19 protein-coding genes are annotated in these 22,950 nt (G+C 59.2%); 10 read left to right on the top strand and 9 right to left on the bottom strand.

Annotation, left to right across the window (positions count from 1 at the left end; genetic code table 11):
• Positions 1–26 precede the first annotated feature (26 nt).
• The gene (locus ABNH18_RS14390) at positions 27–1,013 is read left to right on the top strand and encodes an alpha/beta fold hydrolase (protein WP_349383495.1); all 987 of its coding nucleotides are present in this window, start codon (positions 27–29) and stop codon (positions 1,011–1,013) included.
• Between the two features lie 225 nt (positions 1,014–1,238).
• Here the strand turns inward: ABNH18_RS14390 and epmA are convergent, their stop codons facing one another.
• The gene (gene epmA, locus ABNH18_RS14385; protein ID WP_349383494.1) at positions 1,239–2,174 is read right to left on the bottom strand and encodes an EF-P lysine aminoacylase EpmA; all 936 of its coding nucleotides are present in this window, start codon (positions 2,172–2,174) and stop codon (positions 1,239–1,241) included.
• A gap of 2 nt (positions 2,175–2,176) precedes the next feature.
• On the bottom strand, positions 2,177–2,746 hold the full coding sequence (gene efp / locus ABNH18_RS14380; RefSeq protein WP_349383493.1) for an elongation factor P: 570 nt from the start codon (positions 2,744–2,746) through the stop codon (positions 2,177–2,179).
• A 24-nt stretch (positions 2,747–2,770) separates the two neighbouring features.
• Between efp and epmB the strand changes: the two genes are divergently transcribed.
• The 3 genes from epmB (at position 2,771) to ABNH18_RS14365 (ending at position 8,148) form a co-directional block, all read left to right on the top strand.
• Positions 2,771–3,799, top strand: a complete 1,029-nt coding sequence (gene epmB, locus ABNH18_RS14375; protein ID WP_349383492.1) for an EF-P beta-lysylation protein EpmB — start codon at positions 2,771–2,773, stop codon at positions 3,797–3,799.
• Between the two features lie 245 nt (positions 3,800–4,044).
• The gene (locus ABNH18_RS14370) at positions 4,045–5,805 is read left to right on the top strand and encodes a cyclic-di-GMP receptor FimW-related protein (protein WP_349383491.1); all 1,761 of its coding nucleotides are present in this window, start codon (positions 4,045–4,047) and stop codon (positions 5,803–5,805) included.
• 255 nt (positions 5,806–6,060) lie between these two features.
• Entirely contained in the window at positions 6,061–8,148 is a 2,088-nt protein-coding gene (locus ABNH18_RS14365) for an EAL domain-containing response regulator (protein ID WP_349383490.1), read from the top strand.
• A 132-nt stretch (positions 8,149–8,280) separates the two neighbouring features.
• Here the strand turns inward: ABNH18_RS14365 and serB are convergent, their stop codons facing one another.
• Positions 8,281–9,516, bottom strand: a complete 1,236-nt coding sequence (gene serB, locus ABNH18_RS14360; protein WP_349383489.1) for a phosphoserine phosphatase SerB — start codon at positions 9,514–9,516, stop codon at positions 8,281–8,283.
• Between the two features lie 243 nt (positions 9,517–9,759).
• Between serB and ABNH18_RS14355 the strand changes: the two genes are divergently transcribed.
• On the top strand, positions 9,760–10,953 hold the full coding sequence (locus ABNH18_RS14355; RefSeq protein WP_349383488.1) for a hypothetical protein: 1,194 nt from the start codon (positions 9,760–9,762) through the stop codon (positions 10,951–10,953).
• Here ABNH18_RS14355 and ABNH18_RS14350 read toward each other — a convergent pair.
• Entirely contained in the window at positions 10,899–11,693 is a 795-nt protein-coding gene (locus ABNH18_RS14350) for an ATP-grasp domain-containing protein (RefSeq protein WP_349383487.1), read from the bottom strand. The two genes, ABNH18_RS14355 and ABNH18_RS14350, sit on opposite strands and share 55 nt — an antisense overlap.
• A 155-nt stretch (positions 11,694–11,848) precedes the next feature.
• On the opposite strand from ABNH18_RS14350, the gene ABNH18_RS14345 reads away from it, so the two are divergent.
• The gene (locus ABNH18_RS14345; RefSeq protein WP_349383656.1) at positions 11,849–12,610 is read left to right on the top strand and encodes an enoyl-CoA hydratase; all 762 of its coding nucleotides are present in this window, start codon (positions 11,849–11,851) and stop codon (positions 12,608–12,610) included.
• Between the two features lie 149 nt (positions 12,611–12,759).
• Here the strand turns inward: ABNH18_RS14345 and ABNH18_RS14340 are convergent, their stop codons facing one another.
• Positions 12,760–13,221 carry a flavodoxin family protein gene (locus tag ABNH18_RS14340; protein WP_349383486.1) on the bottom strand — a complete coding sequence of 154 codons (462 nt, stop codon included), beginning with the start codon at positions 13,219–13,221 and terminating at the stop codon, positions 12,760–12,762.
• Between the two features lie 178 nt (positions 13,222–13,399).
• On the bottom strand, positions 13,400–13,894 hold the full coding sequence (locus ABNH18_RS14335; RefSeq protein ID WP_349383485.1) for an Lrp/AsnC family transcriptional regulator: 495 nt from the start codon (positions 13,892–13,894) through the stop codon (positions 13,400–13,402).
• 298 nt (positions 13,895–14,192) lie between these two features.
• Between ABNH18_RS14335 and ABNH18_RS14330 the strand changes: the two genes are divergently transcribed.
• Positions 14,193–15,872 carry a 2-isopropylmalate synthase gene (locus ABNH18_RS14330; protein ID WP_349383484.1) on the top strand — a complete coding sequence of 560 codons (1,680 nt, stop codon included), beginning with the start codon at positions 14,193–14,195 and terminating at the stop codon, positions 15,870–15,872.
• Between the two features lie 198 nt (positions 15,873–16,070).
• Here ABNH18_RS14330 and ABNH18_RS14325 read toward each other — a convergent pair whose 3' ends face one another.
• Genes ABNH18_RS14325 through mtgA form a run of 3 tightly spaced genes read right to left on the bottom strand, consistent with a single transcriptional unit; the run spans position 16,071 to position 18,957 of the window.
• Positions 16,071–16,760, bottom strand: coding sequence for a type 1 glutamine amidotransferase (locus tag ABNH18_RS14325; RefSeq protein ID WP_349383483.1), 690 nt, complete (start codon positions 16,758–16,760; stop codon positions 16,071–16,073).
• Positions 16,761–16,801: 41 nt separating this feature from the next.
• Complete coding sequence (locus ABNH18_RS14320) at positions 16,802–18,226, bottom strand: META domain-containing protein (RefSeq protein ID WP_349383482.1); 1,425 nt, start codon at positions 18,224–18,226, stop codon at positions 16,802–16,804.
• Positions 18,223–18,957, bottom strand: a complete 735-nt coding sequence (mtgA, locus tag ABNH18_RS14315) for a monofunctional biosynthetic peptidoglycan transglycosylase (protein WP_349383481.1) — start codon at positions 18,955–18,957, stop codon at positions 18,223–18,225. The genes ABNH18_RS14320 and mtgA overlap by 4 nt, the downstream gene beginning before the upstream one ends.
• 212 nt (positions 18,958–19,169) lie before the next feature.
• Between mtgA and ABNH18_RS14310 the strand changes: the two genes are divergently transcribed.
• From ABNH18_RS14310 to ahpC, 3 genes are all read left to right on the top strand, one after another.
• On the top strand, positions 19,170–21,779 hold the full coding sequence (locus ABNH18_RS14310; RefSeq protein WP_349383480.1) for an EAL domain-containing protein: 2,610 nt from the start codon (positions 19,170–19,172) through the stop codon (positions 21,777–21,779).
• Between the two features lie 111 nt (positions 21,780–21,890).
• Positions 21,891–22,181, top strand: a complete 291-nt coding sequence (locus ABNH18_RS16930) for a DUF3795 domain-containing protein (RefSeq protein WP_502876789.1) — start codon at positions 21,891–21,893, stop codon at positions 22,179–22,181.
• 151 nt (positions 22,182–22,332) lie between these two features.
• The gene (gene ahpC, locus ABNH18_RS14300; protein ID WP_502876792.1) at positions 22,333–22,890 is read left to right on the top strand and encodes an alkyl hydroperoxide reductase subunit C; all 558 of its coding nucleotides are present in this window, start codon (positions 22,333–22,335) and stop codon (positions 22,888–22,890) included.
• Positions 22,891–22,950: the final 60 nt, after the last annotated feature.

Here is a 22,950-nt window from a genome sequence, read left to right as displayed (position 1 = left end):
GCCACCCTGCAAACGAGAGAGTCTAAATGAATACCCAATCCCCTTTGTCTGATATCAGCTTCCACTTCGTCGAGGCCAACGGCATTCGCATACGTCTGGCGACAGCGGGTGAGGCTGGGCCGCTGGTGCTACTGGTGCACGGTTGGCCTGAATCCTGGTTCTCCTGGCGGCACCAGATTCGGGCGCTGGCCGAGGCAGGGTATCGGGTTGTGGCGCCGGATATGCGTGGCTATGGCAGCACCGACGCCCCGCCAGCGGTGGAGGATTACGATATCCGCCAGCTCGCTGGCGATGTCGTCGGTATTCTCGATGCGCTGGGCGAAGAGAAGGCACTGCTTGTTGGCCACGACTGGGGCGCGATCGTGGCCTGGCATACCGCTCTGCTGTACCCGCATCGCTTCTCGGGGCTGGTTGCGATGAGTGTGCCCTATCGGGGGCGGCCCTCACGTCCGGACGATGAAGCCTGGAAACAGAAATTTGCTGACCGGTTCTTCTACGTTTTGTACCACCAGACGCCGGGCGTGGCGGAGATCGAATATGACGCCGACCCTTATGGCCTGCTGTTGCGCCTCTATCAGTCGCCTGGCGCGCCGCGGGAGGCGCCTGAAATTACGGATCGACACTATAAGGCCGGCGGCTGGATTAAACGGTTGGGTAAACCGAAGGGCTTGCCGGACTGGCTGAGTCAGGAGGAACTGGACTACTTTATCGAGGAGTTACAGCGCGCCGGATTTCGCGGTGGCCTGAATTACTACCGAAACCTGCGCCGCAACTGGGAAATAACGACGGAGCTTGAAGGCGCGACCGTTGAGATGCCGACGCTGTTTATTGGCGGTGCGGGAGATTCGGTGCTGGCCGGTGCCACACGGGAGCAGCTCGTCGACACCTTGGGCACTGTTTGCCAAGACTTGCGCGACGTGGTCCTGTTGCCCGAGGCGGGCCACTGGATCCAGCAGGAGCGCCCCCAGGAGGTCAATGCTGCGCTGCTCCAGTTTGTGCGCACGCTGGGCTGATAGGAGGGCGCGCCCGTTAATCCAGAATAAACCCCCAGTCTCCGAGCCTTCAGCACGGCCTGAGTGTGATTGTCACACTCAAACAGGCCGAACAAATCCGATACGTATTCCTTGACCGTGGCCGGTGAGATGTTGAGCTGGATGGCGATTCCTTGCTGTGCAGGGCAAGCCTAGGGGTAGCAGCTCAAGGGTGGCAAGCTGGCGCGGGGGCAGGGAAAGAGAAGGTTAGGCTCTGCTCCAATCGAACCCCAAGGTTTTGCTAATTTGAGCGGTAGCCAGTTGGGCCATTAACAACCGTTCTACGCCCATGGCGACACCGCTACAGTCTGGCAGGCCGTTTTGCATCGCGCCGAGCAAATAAGGGTCTGCGTCCATGCGGGTCAGGCCATGCTGTGCACGCTGAATATTGTCTTGCTCGAAACGTCGGCGTTGCTCTTTCGCATCAGTGAGCTCCTGATAACCATTGGCCAGCTCCAGCCCCCGGTAATAGATTTCAAAGCGGCGCGCGACGGTGGCGCCATCCTTGTCTTCATGGGTTTGCGCGAGGGCGCAGGCCCAGCCGGGGAAGTCGGTAACCACAGAGAGTTGCTCTGCGGGGAGGCCGGTTTCGACCTGGGTGGCCATCAGGTAGTCCACAGCGGCGGGTTTATTCAGGCCGTGGGGAGCGCCATGGAATTCGGCGCAGGCAATCAGGTCCTGATCACTGGCGGTGAGTGGGTCCAGCTGGGTCACGTCGGCGAACAGGTCGCGGAAACGGTAGCGTTGCGCGGGCGCGACGGGGAACAATTTAGCGAACAGGTTCAGGCATTCCTGCACCAGATCATCCAGAGCAAAGCCCGGCCGATACCATTCCAGCATGGTGAATTCCGGGTTGTGCCGTCCTCCGGCCTCGCCATCCCGGAACGCCTTGCAGACCTGATAGATCGGCCCGCTGCCGGCGGCGAGCAGCCGTTTCATGTGGTATTCCGGGGAGCTTTGCAGGTAGCCGTAACCGGGCACCGCGATGCACTGGATGTGCAGGTCGCTGACGCCGTAATGGGCCAACTGCGGGGTATCCACTTCCAGCACGTTGCGGGCATCGAAAAAGGCGCGCACTGTGCGTAACAGCTCAGCGCGCGCCTTAATGGCCTCGAGGGAGGCGGTGGGTTGCCAGTCGCTCATGGCTACTGTTTGATGCGCCCCACGTAGTCGCCGGTCCGGGTGTCGACCTTGACGATTTCACCGGTCTGTACAAACAACGGAACGCGAACCACGGCGCCGGTGCTCAGGGTGGCGGGCTTGCCGCCAGTGCCGGCGGTATCGCCTTTCAGGCCCGGGTCGGTTTCGGTGATTTCCAGCTCCACGAAATTTGGCGGGCTCACGGACAGCGGCTCACCGTTGTAGAGGGTGACCTCGCAGATGTCTTCTTCCTTGAGCCATTGCTTGGCGTCGCGCACGGCGGTGTCGTCGGCCTGCTTCTGCTCGAACGAGGTCTGGTCCATGAAGTGCCAGAATTCACCGTCATTGAAGATGTACTGCATGGACACATCCATCACGTCGGCGCCTTCCAGGGACTCGCCGGACTTGAAGGTGCGCTCCCAGGTTTTGCCGTTACGCAGGTTGCGCAGTTTCACGCGGCTGAATGCCTGGCCCTTGCCCGGCTTCACAAATTCGTTTTCGATGATGGAGCAGGGGTCGCCATCGAGCATCACTTTCAAGCCAGACTTGAATTCGCTGGTAGAATAGTTGGCCATAAAACTTTTCCAAAGAGTTGATGTATGCAACTTGAGCGGTTGGCAATGATAACGCAGGAAGCGGCCGGTTGGGAGTTGCCGGACTGGCAGCGCCAGCAGGCTGACCTGATTACCGACCCGGCGGCGCTGTTTACGCAGCTGGAAATAACACCAGAGGACCTGCCGGCGAGCCTGGCCGCCGCCGGGGACTTCCCGCTACGGGTGCCGCGCCGGTACGTGGACCTGATGGAGCGGGGCAATCCGAATGACCCGCTGTTGCGGCAAGTGTTGAGCGCACCGGATGAGCGGCTGGAGCAGCCCGGATTCAGTGCCGATCCGCTGGAAGAGGCGGATCACACGGCAGTACCCGGATTGCTGCATAAATACCACGGACGGGCGCTGTTGGTGGTTACTGGCGCCTGTGCGGTGCATTGCCGTTATTGCTTTCGGCGTCACTTTCCTTACCAGACGCATCTGAGCGGCAAGCGCTGGGAGCAGGCACTGGAATGGTTGGCGGCACGCCCGGATATTCATGAGGTGATTCTCAGCGGTGGCGATCCGCTGACGCTGACAAACCGGCGCCTTGAGCAGCTGCTGGAGGCACTGGCGACGATCCCGCACCTGCGCCGGCTGCGGATTCATAGCCGGACCCCGGTGGTCATTCCTGAGCGGCTGGATGCAGGCCTGAAGGCGCTACTGACGACCGACCGCTGGCAAACGGTGCTGGTGCTGCATGCCAATCATCCACGCGAAATCAGCCCGACCCTGGTGGCCCGTTGCCGCGATTGGCGCAGTGCCGGCATTACCCTGCTGAACCAGAGCGTGTTGTTGGCTGGAGTGAATGACAGTGTGGAAACGCTGGCGGGTTTGTCCGATGCCCTCTTTGATGCAGGGGTGCTCCCTTATTACCTGCACCAACTGGATGCGGTGCAGGGTGCGGCACATTTTGCCGTGCCGGATGACATGGCCCGGGAGCTGCATGGGAGCTTGCGTGCCCGCCTGCCCGGGTTTTTGGTGCCAAGGCTCACGCGGGAAGAGCCCGGTGAGCCCGCCAAGACGGTGCTGGCCGGTTAAGGTTTTGAGTGTATTCCCCGTAAGGCGAGCGTCGGGGTAAAAGTGCGCAGGGCAGAGTATCCACGGGGTAGACGCTGAAGCGCAGATGCTAATCTGCTCCAGTAAACCCTTTTGGGATGAATGTGAGGCAGCGTTTACAGAATTGTAGCGGTATCGTAAAGTCATGTGACACAGGACGCATAAAAACAAGAATTAATACCAAATAACTAGGTAGCCTGGATGCCGCTAAGATAAGGATTATCTGCATGGAGCAACCAGCCCAGACGGTGCGATTGAAACTGCCCGAGCAGGATCTACCGCACCTGACACTTGGCGCTGATCAGCCGAAAAAGCTACAACAGTGGGTGGAATCTCTCCCGATCATGAATATGGGAGAAACGGCCCGCCAGTTGTATCAGTTCATTCAGGAACTGAACCGGCTGCAGATTGATTCCAAACTCCGCTTTCAGTTACTGGAAGTAGTGCGTCCATCTATTCTTCATGTCAGCGAATCCCTGCAGAAGCATTATCTGAATCAGGCGCTGGTGCTGCCGGAAAAGGCGCGCCGTGTGGCGAGCCTTGCCCAGGCGTTGCAAGGGCACTTGGCCAACGGCTACAAGCTGGTGGCGGTGCGCGGCATTCGCAAGGTGAAAGACAAGGCGGTTCGGCGGGCGGTGACCACTGCCATTCACCGTGCCGTGACCGCGCTGGGTGATACCCTGCTGCGTTGTTATCAGCTCTACTTTCCCAGCCCCCGCCATCTGTGGCTGGAGCTGCATCAGTTGTTCCTGCTCGCTGAATTACACGGCATTAGCGGGGCAGTGGTGGCCGATGGTGATGGCGAAAGCAGTATCCAGTCCGCCTATGCCCGCTGTTTGTTGCTGGCCACAGCGAAACCCAACCAACTCCGTCAGCAGGAGCTGGCCGCTATCTACAAGGCGGCGTTTGCCTGGGCTCCCTTGATTGAAATCAGCACGGCCAGCGATGAGGACGACCTGTTCGTTTTCGATTTGCAGGCGGATCGGCCGCCGATTTACCGGACCCATGCGTCCCAGGCATCGGATAGTTGGCGCTATATTGATTCCACCCGCCTGGTTGGGGCCATTACTGCCTGGATGAGCGCTCCCGATGAGGGAGGGCTGCAGGTTCCGAAGAGTCTGAATCAGAGCTTGTTGTCGCACCTGCAACAAGTGTGGGGTGCACTGACCGAGCGAGCGTTCCAGCGCATGCCGGAAAGTGGCGAAATCGAATTGTGCTTTGGCCTGGTGGGGGTGCATTACTTCCTGTCCGGCAAAGTGGCTTTCGAAACCATGGTAGAGCGGGGCAGTCTGTCCGTGCTGGGTGCTGAAGACGAAAATAATCCCTTTCTGGTGAATATTAAAAAGAGCAATCAACAGAAGCAGCGTAGCGCTGACCCCTGGGCAACGGCCTATCAATCTGACTATGCCGGTGAAACCATTGAAATGGGCAAGCCGGGGAGCCAGCGCGCGGAAACCGCCTTGCCGGTGAGTTATCACTGCCAGAAGGTCAACGCGAGCCCGGGGGGTTACTGTCTGTCGTGGCAGGGGAATACGCCCAGCCTGATGCGCACCGGCGAATTGCTGGCCTTGCGTGATCACCCCGATAGCCAATGGTCCCTGGCCGTGGTGCGTTGGGTGACGCAGCTGCCGAACCATGGCGCCCGCTTTGGCGTAGAGCTGTTGGCGCCGGGAGGGCGCCCGGTAGCGGCACGGGCTCTGCGCAAGCAAGGGGTCGATAGTGATTTCATGCGTGGAGTCGTGTTGCCCGAGCTGGCCGCTGTGGGGCAGCCGGCCACCCTGCTGTTGCCCACGGTGGGTTTCAATGAAGGGGTGAAGGTGGAGCTGGTTGAAGCTGGCGAGCCGCGCCGGGTGCAATTGCTGCGTCGTACCCAGGGGGCGTCCGGATTTAGCCAGTATCCGTTTCGGGGGATGGCCACGCCGGCACCGAGCAAACCCCCGGAAGACGGGGACGATGATGCGCTGGATTCGATCTGGTCCAGTCTGTAACGGTTGATAGTGAACTGGAAAAATGTCATTCCCGGTTCGTCGTTCACAGGTTGTTGTTTAATGGCCTGTTAGAATAACAATCAGTACCGTTGCGGCGAGGATGCCGCGAAACATATTTGTCTCCATTTTGCCGTCACTTTTCATTAGGCGTTTGTCCGTACAGTATTGGCTGCAGGCCGCTGTTTTCGCCGCACGTCCTATGATGGTTGCCAAGACAGGGTAGTCAGGCACAATGGAGGGCCGTAAGAAAAGTGTATGAGTCATCACCCCATGAGCTACGCCCTCGATAATTTACGTCTTCTGATCGCCCATGATTCACAGGATGAGGCTGAGCAGCTGATGAACGCCCTGCGTAATGCCGGTCGTGCGACCCGAGCGCAGCTGGCGCTGGGCGAGGATGACTTGTTACGGGCCTTGAAAGGGGGCGCGTGGGAGCTGATGTTGTGCCGCCCGACCTTCGGCGACAGCAGTTTTGAAAGCGCTATGTCGCACCTCAATCGTCTGGGTAAGGCGATTCCAGTGATCCTGCTCGAAGACAATTTCACTCCCGATACCATCAAGGCCGGCATGTCGCTGGGGGCCCGTGGCGTGGTGCCCAATGATGATCGCGATCTGCTGTCGTTGATGGTGGATCGGGTCATCGAGTTCCTGCGTCTTCGCAAGGAGCTGCAGCACTCCGAAATCGTCCGTCACGATGCGGAAAAGCGCCTGTCTCTGCTGATGGATCAGAGCCGTGATGCCATCGCCTACGTGCTGGATGGCATGCACATCCACGCCAATGACAACTATGTGGAAATGTTCGGCTACGAAAGCGCCGACGACTTGGCCGGGGTGCCGATCATGGATATGGTCTCGGCCTCGGACCATGCCAAGCTGAAGCAGCTGTTGCGCAGCCGTGCCCAGGACGAAAGCCAGACCCATGAGCTGGAATGCAAGGGCGTGAATACCGAGGGCAGCGAGTTTGATGCCACGTTCACCTTTTCAGCCAGTACCTACGATGGCGAAGCCTGCACCCAGATCGTAATCCGCGCGTCCGGCGTCGACGAAAGCGAGATGGCAGAGCGGCTTCAGGAAATGAGCCAGAAAGATCAGGTGACAGGCCTGTTCAGTCGCAGCTGGTTTATGGATCGTGTCGACGAAAGTGTGGCCCAGGCCGCCAATGAAGGGCGCCTGTCCACCGTGTTGTATCTGCGTCTGGATGACTTTGAACACCATCAGTCCGGCCTGGGACTTGATGGCGCGGATGACATTCTGAAAAGCGTGGCCGAATGGTTACGTGCCGAGGTGGGAGAGGCTCATCTGGCCAGGGTGGATGGTGAGGATTTTGCCGTTCTTCAGCCGGTGGCGGATATGGATGAGGCGGCTGAACTGGCTGAAACCCTGCGGGCCGGCATTGAAACCCTGATGCCGGAAGTGACCGCCAAGACCGTGCACGTCACCGCCAGTGTTGGGGTGTCGTTTGTGCGCGAAGATGCCCGTAGCAGCCAGGAAACGCTCACCACCGCGTTGAAATGTTGTAATCAGGCCCAGCGGGAAAATGCCGGCAAGGGCAATGCAGTGAAAGTGCATGACCCCATGGATGATGTGGCCGCCGGGTCATCAGAAGCTGTGGCCATGCAGGTTCGTCAGGCGCTGGAACAGGGTGCATTCAGCTTGCGCTATCAACCGCTGATGAGCCTGGAAGACGAAGCAGAGCACGCCTTTGAAGTGTTTGTGAACCTGCCCCAGAAGCAGGGGGAGGCCATGGAGGCATCAGAGTTTATGTCGGTGGCGGCGGACCAGGGCCTGGTGGGCAAGATTGATCGTTGGGTGGTTCTTAATGCCATGCGCGCGGCGGCGGCCTTCAGTGAGCCGGTCAGCCTGGTGCTGAACCTGAATGGCGCCTCCCTGGCGGATGCCTCCCTGGCTGACTGGCTGGGCAAAGCCATGCGCGCAGCCAAGATGGACGGGGCACGGGTCACGTTCCAGTTCAGTGAAGGCGACGCGGCTACATACCTGAAGCAGACCGGTGCCTTTGCCGAGAAGATGAAAGCGCTGGGCTGTGGTATTTCCATCAGCCGCTTCGGCGGTGGCCTGGACCCGTTCAAGCTGTTCCAGCATATCCCTGCCACCATGGTGAAATTCGAAGGCTCCTTCACCCAGGAGCTGTCCAAGGCCGAAGGCCGCGAGCGCCTCACGTCGATCATCAAGCAGGTGAAAGAAGGCAACCGCAAAACCGTAGTGGGCTTTGTGGAATCTGCGGCACAAATGCAAGCGCTATGGACTCTTGGTGGTGTTGATTATCTGCAGGGATATTACCTGCAGGCGCCGATGGACAAGCTGGAAATTCCGGACGCAGCTTAGTTTTTAGTGGGCAGTTGATAGCTGCGCGATCAGCGCGGCCATAACCTAAAACGCAAGAGGCCGCGCCCATCGACAGGGCGCGGCCTCTTGCGTTTCAAAACACTCCGGATCAGGGCGCGTCGGTATCGACTCTCAACGCCCCTTAAGCAGTTCCGCCTGATCTTTATCCCGCACCCCAATCAGATACAGGATGCCGTCCAGTCCCAGTGTGGAGATGGCTTGTTCGGCATTCTGCTTGACCAGCGGTTTGGCGCGGAAGGCAATGCCCAGGCCGGCTTCGCCGAGCATGGGCAGGTCGTTGGCGCCATCGCCCACGGCGATCACCTGTTCCAGGCTAATGCCTTCCTGGGTCGCAATCTCTTTCAGCAGATCAGCTTTGCGCTGGCCGTTGACGATCTGGCCGACCACTCGGCCGGTGACCTGGCCGTTCTCGATTTCCAGCTCGTTGGCATGCACATAATCGATGCCCAATAGTTGCTGTAACCATTGCCCAAACCAGGTGAAGCCACCGGACAGAATAGCCGTGCGATAGCCCAGGGCACGCAGCGTAGAGATCAGCCGTTCGGCGCCTTCGGTGAGCTGGATGCGCTCGCGTACCCGTTCCAGGGCGCCTTCATCCAGGCCTTTCAGTAACGCCACGCGCGCCTTGAAACTCTCGTTGAAATCCAGCTCGCCACGCATGGCCTGCTCGGTAATGTCTGCCACCTGTTCGCCGACACCGGCTTCCGTGGCCAGCTCGTCGATGACTTCGGAACGAATCAGGGTGGAGTCCATATCGAACACCACCAGGCGACGGTTGCGTCGATAGGCGCTATCGCGCTGGAACGCGATGTCCAGATTGCGTTCGTTGGCAATGCTCAGAAAGGCGGCGCGCATGGCTTCGCCGTTTTCGGGTTCGCCGCGCACGGAAATTTCAATGCAGGCGCGGCTGTCCTGGTTCAGTGCTTCGCCTTCCAGGTGTACACGGCCTGACAGCCGGGCAATGCTGTCGATATTGAGTCCATTGTTGGCCACGGTGGTGGTCACATCGGCCAATTGCTCGGCGGTGATCTTGCGGGCCAGCAGGGTGATGATATGGCGGTCCTTGCCCTGGCCGGCCACCCACTCTTCGTAGCGGTCTTCGTCGATGGGTCGGAAGCGAACATTGATGTTCAGCTTGTGCGCTTCGAACAGCAGGTCCTTGAGTACCGACGAGGATTCCGCATTCGGCGGGGTTTCCACCAGTATGCCCAGTGACAAGGTGTCGTGGATAACGGCCTGGCCGATATCCAGAACATTGAGCCGGTAACGGGCAAGGATTCCCGTGAAGGCGGCGGTCAGGCCGGGCCGGTCATTACCAGATACCTGGATCAGAATGATCTCGCGCACGCGTGGGCTCCCAGTTCCAGAAGACAAAAAATGCCAGAAGGTAAAAAAGCGTTAGATTGTCGGTGCCATGTTCGGCCCGAAACGGCGTAAGAGTAGCAGAAATGGCGGCTCGAGAGGCAGGTTCTTGTGCCCGAAGAGGTTCCCCAACGACAGGCGACTACGCCAATTGGGTCAAGTCCTGCCCGGCCGGGCACGGTATACTGCGCCGCAGTCTTAATGGTCAAGAATACGGAAAGCAAAGTTATGTCCCTGTGGGAACAATGGCGGCCATGGATCCAGCAACAACGGAGCTTGCTGCGCGAGCTGATCCTGATGCTGCTGGCCATGTTGGTGGTCGGCGTTTATTTTCTTGAGCACTTTTCTGCCGGTCTGGAGCAGGAGCGCAAAGTGCAGCTGCAGGCGCTGGCTCAGCAAACGGCTCGCCGTGCGGCGGAAGCTCTAGCCAGTGACGACTCCATCAGCATCAATCTGATTGGCCGGGAAACCGTGCAGCTGAAAACGGTGGCGGGGATTCGCTTCGATGATACGGCTGGGGAGCAGGTGGGCGCTGCGGGGGAGAAGGCGTCGCCTCTGCGCGTGACGGTGCCGGCAGCGCTGCCTGACGGTGAGTTGGCAGGTACGCTGACCTTACTGGGCGATAACACGCTGTTACCGCGAAAGCAGATTGAAGCGGGCTTTGTACTGGCGGTGCTGTGCCTGTTGCTGCTGCGGGTGGCGGCGGCACTGATACAACAGCGCCTGCAGCCGCCGCAGGCGCAGGAGGAGCCTGAGGTCCCTGCACCTATGGCGCCGCCGGAATCCCCGCACCATGACACGCCGTTCCCGCCAGTGGCTCGGTCCCCCGTGCCAGAGGGCGCCCAGCTGCAGGCCCAATTACGCCTCAGTATTGTTAATTTTGACCATATCCGTCAGCGCTACACGGAGGATGCCCTGCAGGAGGTGCTGGCGGAATATCAGCAGCTGCTGGATCAGGTGGCCGCTCTTTATGATGGGCACAATGGGCCGGTAATTGGCGAGCAGGCAGGGCTGTATTTCTACCAGGAGCCGGCATCACGGGCGGCCTTTTCGGCTCTGTGCGCCGGGCTGCTGTTCCTGCGGGTGGTGCGTTTGTTGGCCCCGCAGCGCAAACAGGCCGGCAAGGTTTCACTAGAGTTCAAGGCGCTGGTCACCGCCGACACAGATTTGGACGAAGCCTGGGCCCTGTGCGTGGCTGGCGTACCGGGCCGCCTCAATGTGCCAGACAGCCAGTTGACCTTGGCCGAGCTGGATGTGAAAGCCCTTTACCAACCCGAGAAGGCCCAAGTGGTCAGTGCCGGTGACCACCGGGTGCGCTTGCAGCCGGTGGAGCAGCTGGCCCATCGCTACCAGGCGTTGCTACGGACTCAGGCAGAGACTTTGCTGTCGGATGACGGTGGCAGGGTGTCGCCCAGCAAATAGTCGTGCATGGCCCGCTGCACATTGCGGTTCAGTTCGGGAATGCCGGTGTTCCCGAACAGTCGATTGAATTCCAGAATGTAGGGGTGGCCATCCACCATGGCCACATCAAAGCCGGCGTGATTGATATCCAGGTATCGCGCCAGTCCTTCCACCAGCGACAGGGCGTTGTCAGGCACCGGTAGGTCCGTGCGTACCCGCCCGCCCTGGCTCACGTTGTTTAGAAAACCGGAGCCTTCCCGCCAGTAGCTGGCCACCACGTTGTCCCCCACCACTACAATGCGTAGATCGCGCACGATAGGCAGCAGCTTCTGCACATAGAGCACCGATTCCCGTGCGGCATAGTCCTGCAGTTGCTGCCGGTTCTCGATCAGGTAAACGCCCATGCCCTGGCTGGAGCGCACAGACTTGGCCACAAACGGAAAACGCCACTGATCCAGAATCTGGGCGATGCCGTATTGGTCCGCTGCGGTGATCAGGGTGTCCGGCACATGGTCCGGGCAGGCGGTTTGCAGGGCGCGGGTCATTTCCACCTTGTCGTGTCCCAGGTGGTAGCTGCACAGGCTGGGAAAAATGGGCCGCTTGAGCACGTAGTGCAGGCTGTTGATCTGCCAATAACCGGGGAATAGCAACCAGTCCGCTGCCGTGAGTTCGTCACGGTGCTGGTGCATGTGTTCCGGTTTGATATAGCGCACGCCGGGGAGCCCGAGGGTGCGGAAAGGATCGAAGGTAATCAGTTTCACGGTAGGGTTTCCGATCAAGGTGCGCTGTTTTAATCGCCTTTGACCGGTTGGTCAAGCGTCTTTGTCGTTATTCGCCCTTGGCAGGCGCGGGTGCGCCCGCTAGCCTTGCTGCGCAGGTTCTAACTACAAACATTATTGGGAGAGCGGTCGTGACAATGCCGACACTGGAAAGTGATCTGGTTCTGGTGAACAACACCGAATCGGTGATGGAAATTACCCTGAACCGCCCGGACAAATTGAATGCGCTGACCAGCGCTATGTATCGGGATCTGGTCAAGCTGCTGGCGGCGGCTGAGCAGAGTGAGGACGTTCACGTGGTGCTGTTCCGTGGCGAAGGCAAGTCCTTCAGTGCCGGTAACGACCTGGTGGATTTTCTTAATGCCACGCCCGGCGAGGCGGGTGAAGCGGCCCATTTTATTCAGGCTATTCACGATTTCCCCAAGGCTGTGGTGGCGGCTGTGCAGGGTAATGCGGTGGGCGTAGGGACTACCATGCTGCTGCACATGGACCTGGTGGTGGCCTCCGAGGATGCCAAGCTGATCACCCCGTTTGTGGATCTGGGTGCAGTGCCGGAAGCCGGTTCCTCCAAGCTGTTACCGGCCTGGATTGGCTATCAACGGGCGGCGCGCATGCTGCTGCTGGGTGAGCCGATGCTGGCCGCAGAAGCGCTGGAAATCGGGCTGGTTGCCAAAGTCGTGAAGAGTGACGAGTTGGATGCGACAGCACGCAACATGGCGGCGACGCTGGCGAAAAAACCGCCCCGTGCCTTGCAAGCCAGCAAGCGGTTGATGCGTGAATCCATCAACAAGCCGTTGCACCAGGTGGTGAAAGAAGACCTGGCCCTGTTCGGCGAGATGCTCCAGGGCGACGAAGCCAAGGCGGTGATTGCGGCCATGGTGAGCAAGAGCAAAGGCTAAAAGCAGTTGAAAGTGTAAAGTTCAAAGTTGAAAAGCGCGGGGTGGGCTGAGTGTTTTCACGTTCAGCACCCGCGCCATTACCGGTAATCGCGGGCAAGGCATTTCAAAACCCTTGTGCTTGATCCGTGTTTAAACGTTGAACATTCAACTCAAAGAATCCCCGCATCCAGTCCCGCCGCCAGATACATGCCCAGTTCTTCCACTTTGGCCTCGAAGTCGTCCTGCCATTCTCCTTTGAGTACTAGCGGGTCCTGTACCCAGTTCCAGCGCAGCCCGGTGACAATGGTTTCCACTGCGCGGCGGGTACCGGTGCCGTCATGGCCGGCACGAATGTACAGGACGCAGGGCAGGCCCTGTTTTTCTTCCAGTACGGTGTAATAAGTGCGGTCAAAGAAGTCTTTCAGGGCGCCGCTCATATAGCCCAGGTTTTCGGTGGTGCCGAGCAGAATGGCATCACAGGCCATCACGTCTTCTGGCCCGGCATCCAGTGGGGCTTTTACCGTGACCGAGACCTTTTCGATATCCTCATGCCCGGCGCCTCGCGCGGCGGCATCGCGGAGTTTCTGGGTATTCGGTGACGGGGCGTGGGCGACGATCAGCAGTTTTTTCATGGTCTCGCAATTCAACGCGGTCGATGGCACCAGCATATCAGCTCAGAGAGGGCTGTCTGTAGGCACGTCGCTGCCTGGCGGATATCACAAGTATCGAGTGACGAGGAGCGAGTTTCGAAAGGCAAAACCGTTGTTCCGTTTTTTGGGGTTTCGCAACTCGAAGCTCGTTACTCGCTTCTCAAGCATCCACATAATTCAATGGCAGCGCCGCCGTATCCACCACCCGGCGCATGACAAAGCTGGAATGCACGCCGCTCACGCCCTCGATCCGGGTGACCTTGTTCAGCAGGAAGTGCTGGTAGGCGTCGATATCCGGCACCACTACTTTCAGCAGGTAGTCTGCATCCTGCCCGGTGACCAGGTAGCACTGTTGCACTTCCGGGAAGCCCGCCACCTTCTCCTCGAAATTGGCAAAACGTTCCGGGGTGTGGCGGTCCATGCTGATCTGGATCATCACAGTCAGGTCCAGGCCCAGCTTGCGAGCATCCAGCACCGTCTCGCGCTTGATGATGATGCCCGCCGCTTCCAGCTTCTGCACCCGCCGGGAGCAGGGCGATGGCGATAACCCTACGGTTTCTGCCAGTTGCTGGTTGGTCAGGCCGCCGTTGTGCTGCAGGGCATCGAGGATGCGCAGGTCAGTGCGGTCCAGTTTTGCCAATTCCTGCTTGCTCATGGTTTATATCTCATTGTTTCGCGTTAATGGCGCAATATTATTGCTTATATGGCGATAATTGGATGAAAAAAGCAAGCTCATTGCGGGGCGGGTGCCGTAAAGTATCTCTCGTGGGGCGATGATGCGAACCGCCAAAAGCGGGCCGCCACTCTTTGTTGCCACCGGTGCCTATCGGCGCTCAGACCGAGACCCAAGGTCACAGGAACGCCAGACGCTAGACGCCTGATGCCGAGAGCGAAATCCGCGACGGCCTTTAGCGTCCGGCGTCCAGCTTCAAGTATCCAGCAAGGAACTAACCATGAGCTTTGATCACCGTAAATATCGTCCCGTTGCCGTTATCGACAAACTCGACCGTCGCTGGCCAAACCAGCGTATCGAGAAAGCCCCTCTATGGGCGGCGGTGGATCTGCGTGATGGAAACCAGGCGCTGATCAAGCCCATGTCCGTGGCGCAGAAGCGCCGTTTTTTCCAGATGCTGGTGGAGTTGGGCTTCAAGGAAATCGAAGTGGGTTTCCCGTCGGCCAGCCAGATCGATTTTGATTTTTGCCGGGCTCTGATTGAGGAAAATCTGGTGCCCGACGATGTGCATATTCAAGTGCTCACCCAGGCTCGGGAAGAGCTGATCGAGCGGACTTTTGAATCCCTGCAAGGCGCGAAAAATGCGGTGGTACACATCTACAACGCCACCTCGCCCACGTTCCGCGAGCAGGTGTTCAACGTGGACAAGGCCGGCTGCAAAGCCATTGCTGTACGTGCTGCCGAATGGGTGCGTGGCTGCGCGGCCAAACAGCCGGAAACCCACTGGAGCTTCCAGTATTCCCCGGAAACCTTCAGCGCCACGGAGACGGACTTCGCCATTGAAGTGATTGATGCGGTGAACGCCGTGTGGCGCCCGGACCAGGGTCAGCGAGTGATCATTAACTTGCCGGCCACGGTGGAAGTCAGCTCCCCGAACGTGTTTGCCGATCAAGTGGAGCTGGTTAACGACAATATTCAGTATCGCAGCGACGTGATTATCAGTGTGCATACCCACGACGACCGTGGCTGTGGTGTGGCCGCTGCGGAAATGGCTGTGATGGCTGGGGCAGATCGGGTGGAAGGTACCTTGCTCGGCAATGGTGAGCGTACCGGCAATATGGATCTGGTGACTGCCGGCATGAACCTCTACAGCCAGGGTATTGATCCGGAAATCGATTTCTCTCGTATGAAAGAGATTGTGGCGCTGGTGGAAGAGATCACCGATATCCAGACCCACCCTCGCCACCCTTATGCGGGTGATCTGGTATTTAGCGCCTTTTCCGGTAGCCACCAGGATGCCATTCGTAAATGCCTGGCCCGCTATCAGGAAGGCGATATCTGGACCGCAGCCTATCTGCCGATTGATCCGGCGGATGTGGGACGGCGCTACGAAGAAGTGGTGCGCATCAACTCCCAGTCCGGCAAGGGCGGGGTCGCCCACGTGCTGGAACGGGATTTCGGCATCGATTTGCCGCGCTGGTTGCAGCAGGAGTTGGCTGGCGTGGTGCAGAACGATGCGGAAGAAGACGGTGGCGAGATCACCAGCGAACGGGTGCATCGCCGTTTCAATAGCGACTACCTGAATGTGCCCATGGGCTGGGTGTTGCGCTCGTATGACTTGAACCGCAGCAACGAACAGGTGCAGGCGCAGATCAGCATCGGCGATGAAAGCCAGCCGGTGACGTTGTTGTCCGGCCGTGGAGACGGCGCCATGTCGGCCCTGGTCGATGCCTTGAACCGTCGTATCGGCGGCGAGGTGAAAGTGATGTCTTTCGACGAGTATTCGTTGGGCGACAGCACCGAAGCCAACGCCATGGCATGTGTGCGGGTGCAAGTAGGTGATACCACCCAGAGTGCCGTGGCCATGGCCGCGGATACCACGGCGGCGGCTTTACAAGCGATTCTGTCTGCGGTGGGCCGGGTGCAACAAGCGAGTGAGCAGTTAGTCGTTAATAGTTAGCAAGCTGTCGCGTTGATTGACTGGAAAGTGAAGAAGCCGTGTTCCTGGCAGGGGCGCGGCTTCTTTGTTTTTGTGGTGGTGCAAACATCCAGTGACATGTCGGATTACGCCTTTCAGGCTAATTCGACCTACAAAATCCAGCCTTCCAAGTAGGTCGAATTAGCCTGAAAGGCGTAATCCGACATAGGGCATGTCAGGTCATCCCAGAAACGCATTCAGGACGCGCCCTAACAAGGCTTTTGATGCGCTAAAACGCTGCGGGTCGTCGAGCAAGTTGTCGCGGCTTTCCACCCAGCGACCCGGTGCCAGATCATCCGGGCAAGCATCGCACAGGGCTTGTGCATTGCCGTTCTCCAATTCCAGATGAAATTGCAGGGCCAGCACGTTATCCCCGTAGCGGAACGCCTGATGGCGGCAGCCTTCGCTTTCCAGTAAATGCACGGCGCCATCGGGAATGGCAAAGCTGTCGCCATGCCAGTGCAGCACGGCGGGAGCGTTCGCAAACAGCTTGCCGATACTGTCGTTCTTGCCGGCGGGCGAGGGGTATACCGGGAACCAGCCAATTTCCTTCTCCGGGTTGGCGGTAACCGGGGCGCCCAGCACCCGGGCGATCAGTTGTGCGCCCAGGCAGATGCCGAGCACCTTCTTTCCCGCCGCGATGCTCTCGCGGATCAACACCTTTTCCGCGCTCATCCAGGGAAAGCGATCATCGTCATCGGCGCCCATGGGCCCGCCCATGACCACCAGCACATCAAAATCCGCCAGGCTGGGCAGCGCGTCACCGGCGAACAGCAGGGAACGGCCAATGCTGATATCTCGTTCCTGAAACCAGTTTTCCATGGCGCCCAGTTGTTCGAATGGAACATGGGACAGGTAATGAACACGCATGGCGATTTCCCTTTTTTGCGGTTTGTTCAATCCGTGTCGTACTACAGGTAGATGGCCTGGAAACTGGCCACCGCCTGGTCATCTTTATCAAACAGGGTGAGCAGCTCGCCGTCGATGCGGAAATGATCGCTGGCCTTGATGGCGTCAAGGTAACGGCTTTCGATGGCGCTGGTTGGGCAGGCTTTGCGCGTGGTCGCCAGGTCGGACAGCGCCAGTTGCTGGTCGTTACGCTGGTAACTGCCGTTCAGGCTGTTGCAGCTGCCATGGCCTTTGACTTTGCCGTCAGCGTTGAAGGTGAGGAACGGCACCTGTGCTGCGCTGCCCAGAATAATGCGATCCATGCCCAAGTGGGTCAGCTGCCAGCGGGTGTTGGGCAGTTCGGCGGTGGGCAGTTGGCAGTTCTCCACGCCTGTTTCCAGGTTGAAGCTCTCCACGATGAGGGCGGCTTCGGTGCTGCCGTCCTGGTCACCGGGGACCTTGCGCACCAGCCCGCTGACGGTGGCCACGCGGGGTTGTTGCGGGTAGCGAATGGCGTTGTCGTAGGCCTCTAGCAGGTCGTCGCTCTGCGGGCCGCGGATCAGCAGGCGCCGGTCGCTATTGCACAGGGTGAAGGTGTCACGGTCCTGGCCGGGCTTGCCGCGGGTGATGGCGCCGCGCAGGGTTTCGCTGTCGGTCATCACCTCGGTGAGTGGCAGGGTGACATCGTCAAAACCGTGTTTACTGCGCGTGAGGGTAACGGCATCGGACTGATAGAAAAGCCCGCCATCGGCCAGAATCTGGCTGATGATCTGATACTCGTGGTCGGTCTTCAGGTCGTCTGGCAGGTAGTACAACCGGAAAGGCAGGGTGGTCGTGTCTTCATCCAGACGGATCAGGCGTTTGGCAACGGGCTGTGCCCCTGCGGTGCCGGTGTCGATCTGGCTATCCAACAGCGCAACGGTGAGCACGGCGTTGGCTGGCAGGTCGCTGTCTTGTGGACGCGTGGCGGTGCCGCTGATATGGGCTACGGCCTGGTTGGCACGCTGGTAGTCGCCATTGAACAGTGACGGGGTTGTGTCTACGTTTTCTGTCTCGGTGCCCGCTTCGGCCTGTGGCTCAGGGGCTTCGCCGTCGCTGGCCTGCGCTGCCGTAGGGCTCAGGGACAGGGTGTCGCCCTGTTGCAGGCCCGTGGCGGTGGCCTGGGTGACGCGCTGTTCGCGGTTGTCCAGGTAGTTGAATGTGAGGGTGTCATCCTGTTGTTCCCAGTGTAGCCCCTGGAGGCTGTTGTCCGAGGGCAGGTACAGGTCACCGTTGGCTTCCAGCACCACCACCTGCTGGTCGTTCTGCCACACACCGGCAATGCCATTGGTATTGTCGTTACCGGCGGGGGCGGGTTGGGTGGTGTCGTTGGTGTTGTTGTCACTGCAGCCCAGCAGGGCAAGGCCGCTAAAACACAGGGCGGCAAAGGGGACGGCATACTGCTTCATTGCGTGTTTCCTTCGGGGGGCTCCGGTTCAGGTGGCGGTGGCAGGGGCACGGTTCCCGGATCGGGAATGCGTACCAGCGCCATCTGGGCCTGAATCCAGTGTGCCCGTTGTTGTACGTAGTCAGTGGGGCCTTTGAAATCGTAAAGATTGGGGCGCGGCAACATGGCAGCCAATTGCGCTGCCTGCAGGGGCGAGAGCTGAGCCGCGCTGACCTGAAAGTAATGCCGGGCGGCGGCTTCGGCGCCGTAAATCTGGTGCCCCCATTGGGCCACATTCAGGTACAGCTCCAGAATGCGGCGTTTACTCAGGCCGATTTCCAGCATCAGGGCGATCACCGCTTCCTGCGCTTTGCGGGTATAGGTGCGCTCTCCGGACAGGTACAGATTTTTGGCCAGCTGCTGAGTAATAGTGGAGCCGCCGGCCACCGGCTTGCCCGCTTCCATATTGCGTTTCAGGGCATAGCGAATGCCTTCCCAGTCGAAGCCGATGTGTTGGGTGAAATGGGCGTCTTCGGAAATCAGCACCGCCCGTTTCAGGTAATCGCTGATCTGATCGTAATCGCGCCAGTGCTGCTGCACGGTGCCCTGCTCCTGGGCGCGGTGCATATAAGCGCTGTTGTCAGGGTTATGGTGTTGCAGGCGTAATACCTGGCCCAGATACCAGAGCTGGGCCAGGGTCGCGGCCACAAACAACAGGGCCAGACACTGTAATAGGCGTCGTCGGAACGTCATGATCGGCGCTGACAGGTGTCAGCTTTTCTTCTCCCTGGGGCTTCCGGGATGCCCGGACGCGATAGAAGCCGGGAATCCCTGTAACAGGCCCCAATTGTCGGTGAAAGTTCCGACTTTGTCAGGTGAAGCTGGTCAGGGGCCCGAGAGGCGTCCAAAAAGTGAGCAGTGAGCAGGAAAGGCTCAAGACAAAACCACAATAATGGACGATTGCCATGCAGGGTGTGCTGATTGGGGCTGTTGCCGCCACGGTAGTGTTGTCGGTAGCACTGTTTGCAGCGCTACTGTTCCGGCGTAATAGGGTGGGGCTGGCCCAGGTAAAAGACAGTGAAATCCGCTTTCGCCTGGCCATGAAGCATTCCGCCATCGGTATGGCGTTGCTGAGCCCTCGTGGAGAATGGCAGGCAGTGAACCATGCCTTGTGTGATCTGGCGGGCTATGACGAAGCGGCTCTGTTGCGTACTTCTTTTCAGGATATTTCTCACCCGGATGACCTGCTCAAGAGCCGGGGCATGCTGGCGGACCTGCTGGCTGGAGACATTACCGGCTACTCACTGGAACAGCGCTTTATTACCCGGCGAGGCGCCGATCTCTGGGTGCGCCTGTCGGTATCGGCGGTGCGGGTTGAGGGGCAGGTCAGCTATTTGATTGCCCAAGTGGAAAATATCCATGCAGCCCGGCTGTCGGAGCAGGCGTTACAGGAGAGCCGGCAGCGCCTGCAAATGGCCTTGAAGGTGGGGGGGGTGGGTATCTGGCAGTACAGCCCGCAGAGCGGTGTGTTGTTCTGGGATGAGCGCATGTACGAGCTGTATGGGGTGCAGCCCGGCGCTCCCGGTGATGGCACCTTGCAGATCTGGCGTGATCAGGTGCACCCGGACGATTACCTGGACATCAATGCGGCGTTCGAGCGGGTGATTGCCGGCGAGGAAGACCTGGATACGGAATTTCGAGCCCTGCGACCCGGTGGCGAAATTCGCCATATTCGCGTGCGGGCAGAAACTGTAGTGCGTGATGACGGCGGGGAAACGCTGGTGGTGGGCACCAACTGGGATGTGTCGGCGGAAAAGGGCATGCAGGAATCCCTGGCCCATGAGAAAGAACGCCTGCGCGTTACCCTGACCTCCATCGCCGATGGCGTGGTGGCCACGGATGAGGCCGGACGGGTGACCTTTATGAACCCGGTGGCTGAGTCCCTCACAGGCTGGCGGGAAGAAGAGGCCGAAGGGTTGCCGGTGGGCGAGGTGCTGATGCTCAGCGACGACAGCGCCACCATTCCGGTTCCCAACCCGATTAGCGTGGCCCTGAGCGGGGGCGATGTTTGTTTCCTGCGTGAAGGCAGCATGCTGCAAAGCCGGGACGGCAGCCGCTACGAAATTCAGGATTCTGCCGCGCCGCTCAAATCAGCAGATGGCCAGGTGACCGGGGCGGTAATGGTGTTCCGGGATGTGACCTCACGGCGGGCCATGCAGAAAAAACTGCGCTACCACGCCACCCACGACGCTCTGACCGGCCTCACTAATCGCCGGGAGTTTGAAAACACGCTGCAGGAGTCTCTTGATGATCCGGGGGGGGAACACAGCATGTTGTGTTTTATCGATCTGGATCGTTTCAAAGTCGTGAACGATACCGCCGGCCATGTGGCAGGGGATGCCTTGCTGCGCGAATGCGCACGGGTGATTGGTCGGCAAGTGCGCGAAGGCGATGTGGTGGCCCGGCTGGGTGGCGACGAATTTGGTTTGTTGCTACGCCATTGTCCGGCGCAGCGGGCCATTCAGATTGCCGAAAGGCTGATTGGTGCGCTGGGTGATATCCGCTTTTCCTGGAAGGAATCGCTCTACGATATCGGCGCCAGTGCCGGGCTGGTGCAGCTGGATGCCAACGTGATCACCGTGGAAGAGGCCATGAGTCGCGCGGATGTGGCCTGCTATGCGGCCAAGCACCGGGGTCGCAATCAGGTGTCGGTGTACACCCCGGACGACAGCGAAGCATCTCGGCGCCATCTGGAATTACAGGTGGCCGCGGGGCTGCGTGAAGCACTGGAATCGAACCGTTTCCTGCTCTATGCCCAGGAAATTCGGCCGATCAATCCCGACGTTGAACAGTCCCATTACGAGGTATTGCTGCGCCTGCGCGACCGCAATGGCGATATTCTCAACCCCGGCTCATTCATTCCGGCGGCAGAGCGCTACCAGATGATGCCGCACATCGACCGCTGGGTGCTGACGCAGCTATTGGTGACCCTCAGTGACGAACTGGCGTCGTTGCCGCAGTTGAACATCGCCATCAACTTGTCGGCCACCTCGCTGGACGATCCATCCTTTATTCCGTTCCTGGAAGCGCTGCTGAGCAAAACATCGCTGTCACCGGAGCGGCTCACGTTTGAATTGACCGAAACCACGGTGGTGAACCAGTTGTCCTCAGCCAGCGATTTGTTTGGCAGCATTCGTGAGCGGGGCTGCAAGGTGGCTCTGGACGATTTTGGCAGTGGTTTCAGTTCGTTCAGTTACCTCAAGCACTTCCCGGTGGACTTCATCAAGATTGACGGCAGCTTTGTGCGCAACCTGCTGCACTCCAGTGTGGACCGTACTATTGTGGAATCCATCAACGAGGTGGCGCACCGGTTAGGCGTGAAAACCGTGGCCGAATACGTGGAAGAGCACGCGTTGATAGGCGTGCTGGAAGAGGCCGGAGTCGACTTCGTTCAGGGCTATGCCATTGGCCGGCCGCAGCCACTGAGCGCGTTGTTCGAGCAGCAACACCGCGATGTGGGGTCTGCCCATGGCGCGGAAGGGCCGGTGAAACAGGATCGGGTGTTGCCGCGGTGATCAGGGGTCGCTTTTGCCCGGTGTTGTCAGTTTGCTGTCTGGCTTCCATCGGTCCAGTTCACGGGTCATGGAGGGCTGTGTGGTTTCTTCCTGTAGCTCCAGGGCCCGCTTTTGCAGTCGGCCTTCGGCGCTGTCTGCACTGCTTGTGCCTCCTTTGCTCAGGCCGGGCTGCGGCACGCTGGTAAGGCCGTCGTAATCCACCCCGTATTGGTAGTCCTCCTCGTAGACGTCGTCACCACGGATGTAGTCGTACCCGTCGCCATACGCCGGTGCGACGGTGCCTGCGGCGAATATCACTCCGCCCGCAGTCAGCGCTGCCCTGTACCATCCTGTGCGTTTCATAAAGGCCTCCTGTTCTGCTCTTCTTCACATGGGACAGGGCTGCGGTCGGCTGGTTCCTGAGCCCGGTTCCGGGTGCGCATTAGGTATTGCCTATCGCTGCAATGAAAGTATCCAAATTTACCAATCGCCATAAAACCCCCATTCTTACTTCCGACGAAAACGTTTACCCAATCGTTTTACCGATAACCTAGGGAGTCTTAGAGACATGGCACTGATCAACAGCGAGATCCAACCGTTTAACGCCACCGCATTCAAGCAGGGCGAATTTGTTGAAATCTCTGACGCAGACGTAAAAGGCAAGTGGGCGATCTTCTTCTTCTATCCCGCCGACTTCACTTTTGTTTGCCCCACTGAGCTGGGCGACGTGGCTGACAAGTACGAAGAGCTGCAGAAAATGGGCGTGGAAGTCTTCTCTGTATCCACCGATACCCACTTCACCCACAAAGCCTGGCACGACACTTCCGACACCATCGGCAAGATCAACTACTACATGGTTGGCGACCAGACCGGCACCATCACCAACAACTTCGAAGTGATGCGTGAAGGCCAGGGCCTCGCAGACCGAGCCACCTTCCTTATCGATCCGGATGGCGTGATTCAGGCCATGGAAATCACTGCCGAAGGCATTGGCCGTGATGCAGACGACCTGCTGCGCAAAGTGAAAGCGGCCCAGTACGTCCGCAACAACCCAGGCGAAGTGTGCCCGGCGAAATGGAAAGAAGGCGAAGCCACTTTGGCACCGTCTCTGGACCTGGTTGGCAAGATCTAATATTGCTTCAGGTTGCAACAACTCCGGCGGGGTCGCCGGGGTTGTTCTCCCCCGAATTTT

Origin of the sequence: Alcanivorax sp. (assembly GCF_040118815.1) — a bacterium.
Taxonomy (GTDB): Bacteria; Pseudomonadota; Gammaproteobacteria; order Pseudomonadales; family Alcanivoracaceae; genus Alcanivorax.
Note: the sequence above shows the minus strand (reverse complement) of the source record. Positions and strands in the feature narration are given on the sequence as shown.

Bases quoted from the DNA above. Each gene is read 5' to 3' on its own strand.
- ABNH18_RS14370 (WP_349383491.1), top strand. From the start codon at position 4,045: ATGGAGCAACCAGCCCAGACGGTGCGATTGAAACTGCCCGAGCAGGAT.
- ABNH18_RS14325 (WP_349383483.1), bottom strand. From the start codon at position 16,760: ATGCGTGTTCATTACCTGTCCCATGTTCCATTCGAACAACTGGGCGCC.
- ABNH18_RS14355 (WP_349383488.1), top strand. From the start codon at position 9,760: ATGTCCCTGTGGGAACAATGGCGGCCATGGATCCAGCAACAACGGAGC.
- ABNH18_RS14310 (WP_349383480.1), top strand. From the start codon at position 19,170: ATGCAGGGTGTGCTGATTGGGGCTGTTGCCGCCACGGTAGTGTTGTCG.
- ABNH18_RS14390 (WP_349383495.1), top strand. From the start codon at position 27: ATGAATACCCAATCCCCTTTGTCTGATATCAGCTTCCACTTCGTCGAG.
- ABNH18_RS14365 (WP_349383490.1), top strand. From the start codon at position 6,061: ATGAGTCATCACCCCATGAGCTACGCCCTCGATAATTTACGTCTTCTG.
- ABNH18_RS14335 (WP_349383485.1), bottom strand. From the start codon at position 13,894: ATGAGCAAGCAGGAATTGGCAAAACTGGACCGCACTGACCTGCGCATC.
- epmB (WP_349383492.1), top strand. From the start codon at position 2,771: ATGCAACTTGAGCGGTTGGCAATGATAACGCAGGAAGCGGCCGGTTGG.
- ABNH18_RS14320 (WP_349383482.1), bottom strand. From the start codon at position 18,226: ATGAAGCAGTATGCCGTCCCCTTTGCCGCCCTGTGTTTTAGCGGCCTT.
- mtgA (WP_349383481.1), bottom strand. From the start codon at position 18,957: ATGACGTTCCGACGACGCCTATTACAGTGTCTGGCCCTGTTGTTTGTG.
- efp (WP_349383493.1), bottom strand. From the start codon at position 2,746: ATGGCCAACTATTCTACCAGCGAATTCAAGTCTGGCTTGAAAGTGATG.
- ABNH18_RS14345 (WP_349383656.1), top strand. From the start codon at position 11,849: ATGCCGACACTGGAAAGTGATCTGGTTCTGGTGAACAACACCGAATCG.
- epmA (WP_349383494.1), bottom strand. From the start codon at position 2,174: ATGAGCGACTGGCAACCCACCGCCTCCCTCGAGGCCATTAAGGCGCGC.
- ABNH18_RS14340 (WP_349383486.1), bottom strand. From the start codon at position 13,221: ATGAAAAAACTGCTGATCGTCGCCCACGCCCCGTCACCGAATACCCAG.
- ABNH18_RS14330 (WP_349383484.1), top strand. From the start codon at position 14,193: ATGAGCTTTGATCACCGTAAATATCGTCCCGTTGCCGTTATCGACAAA.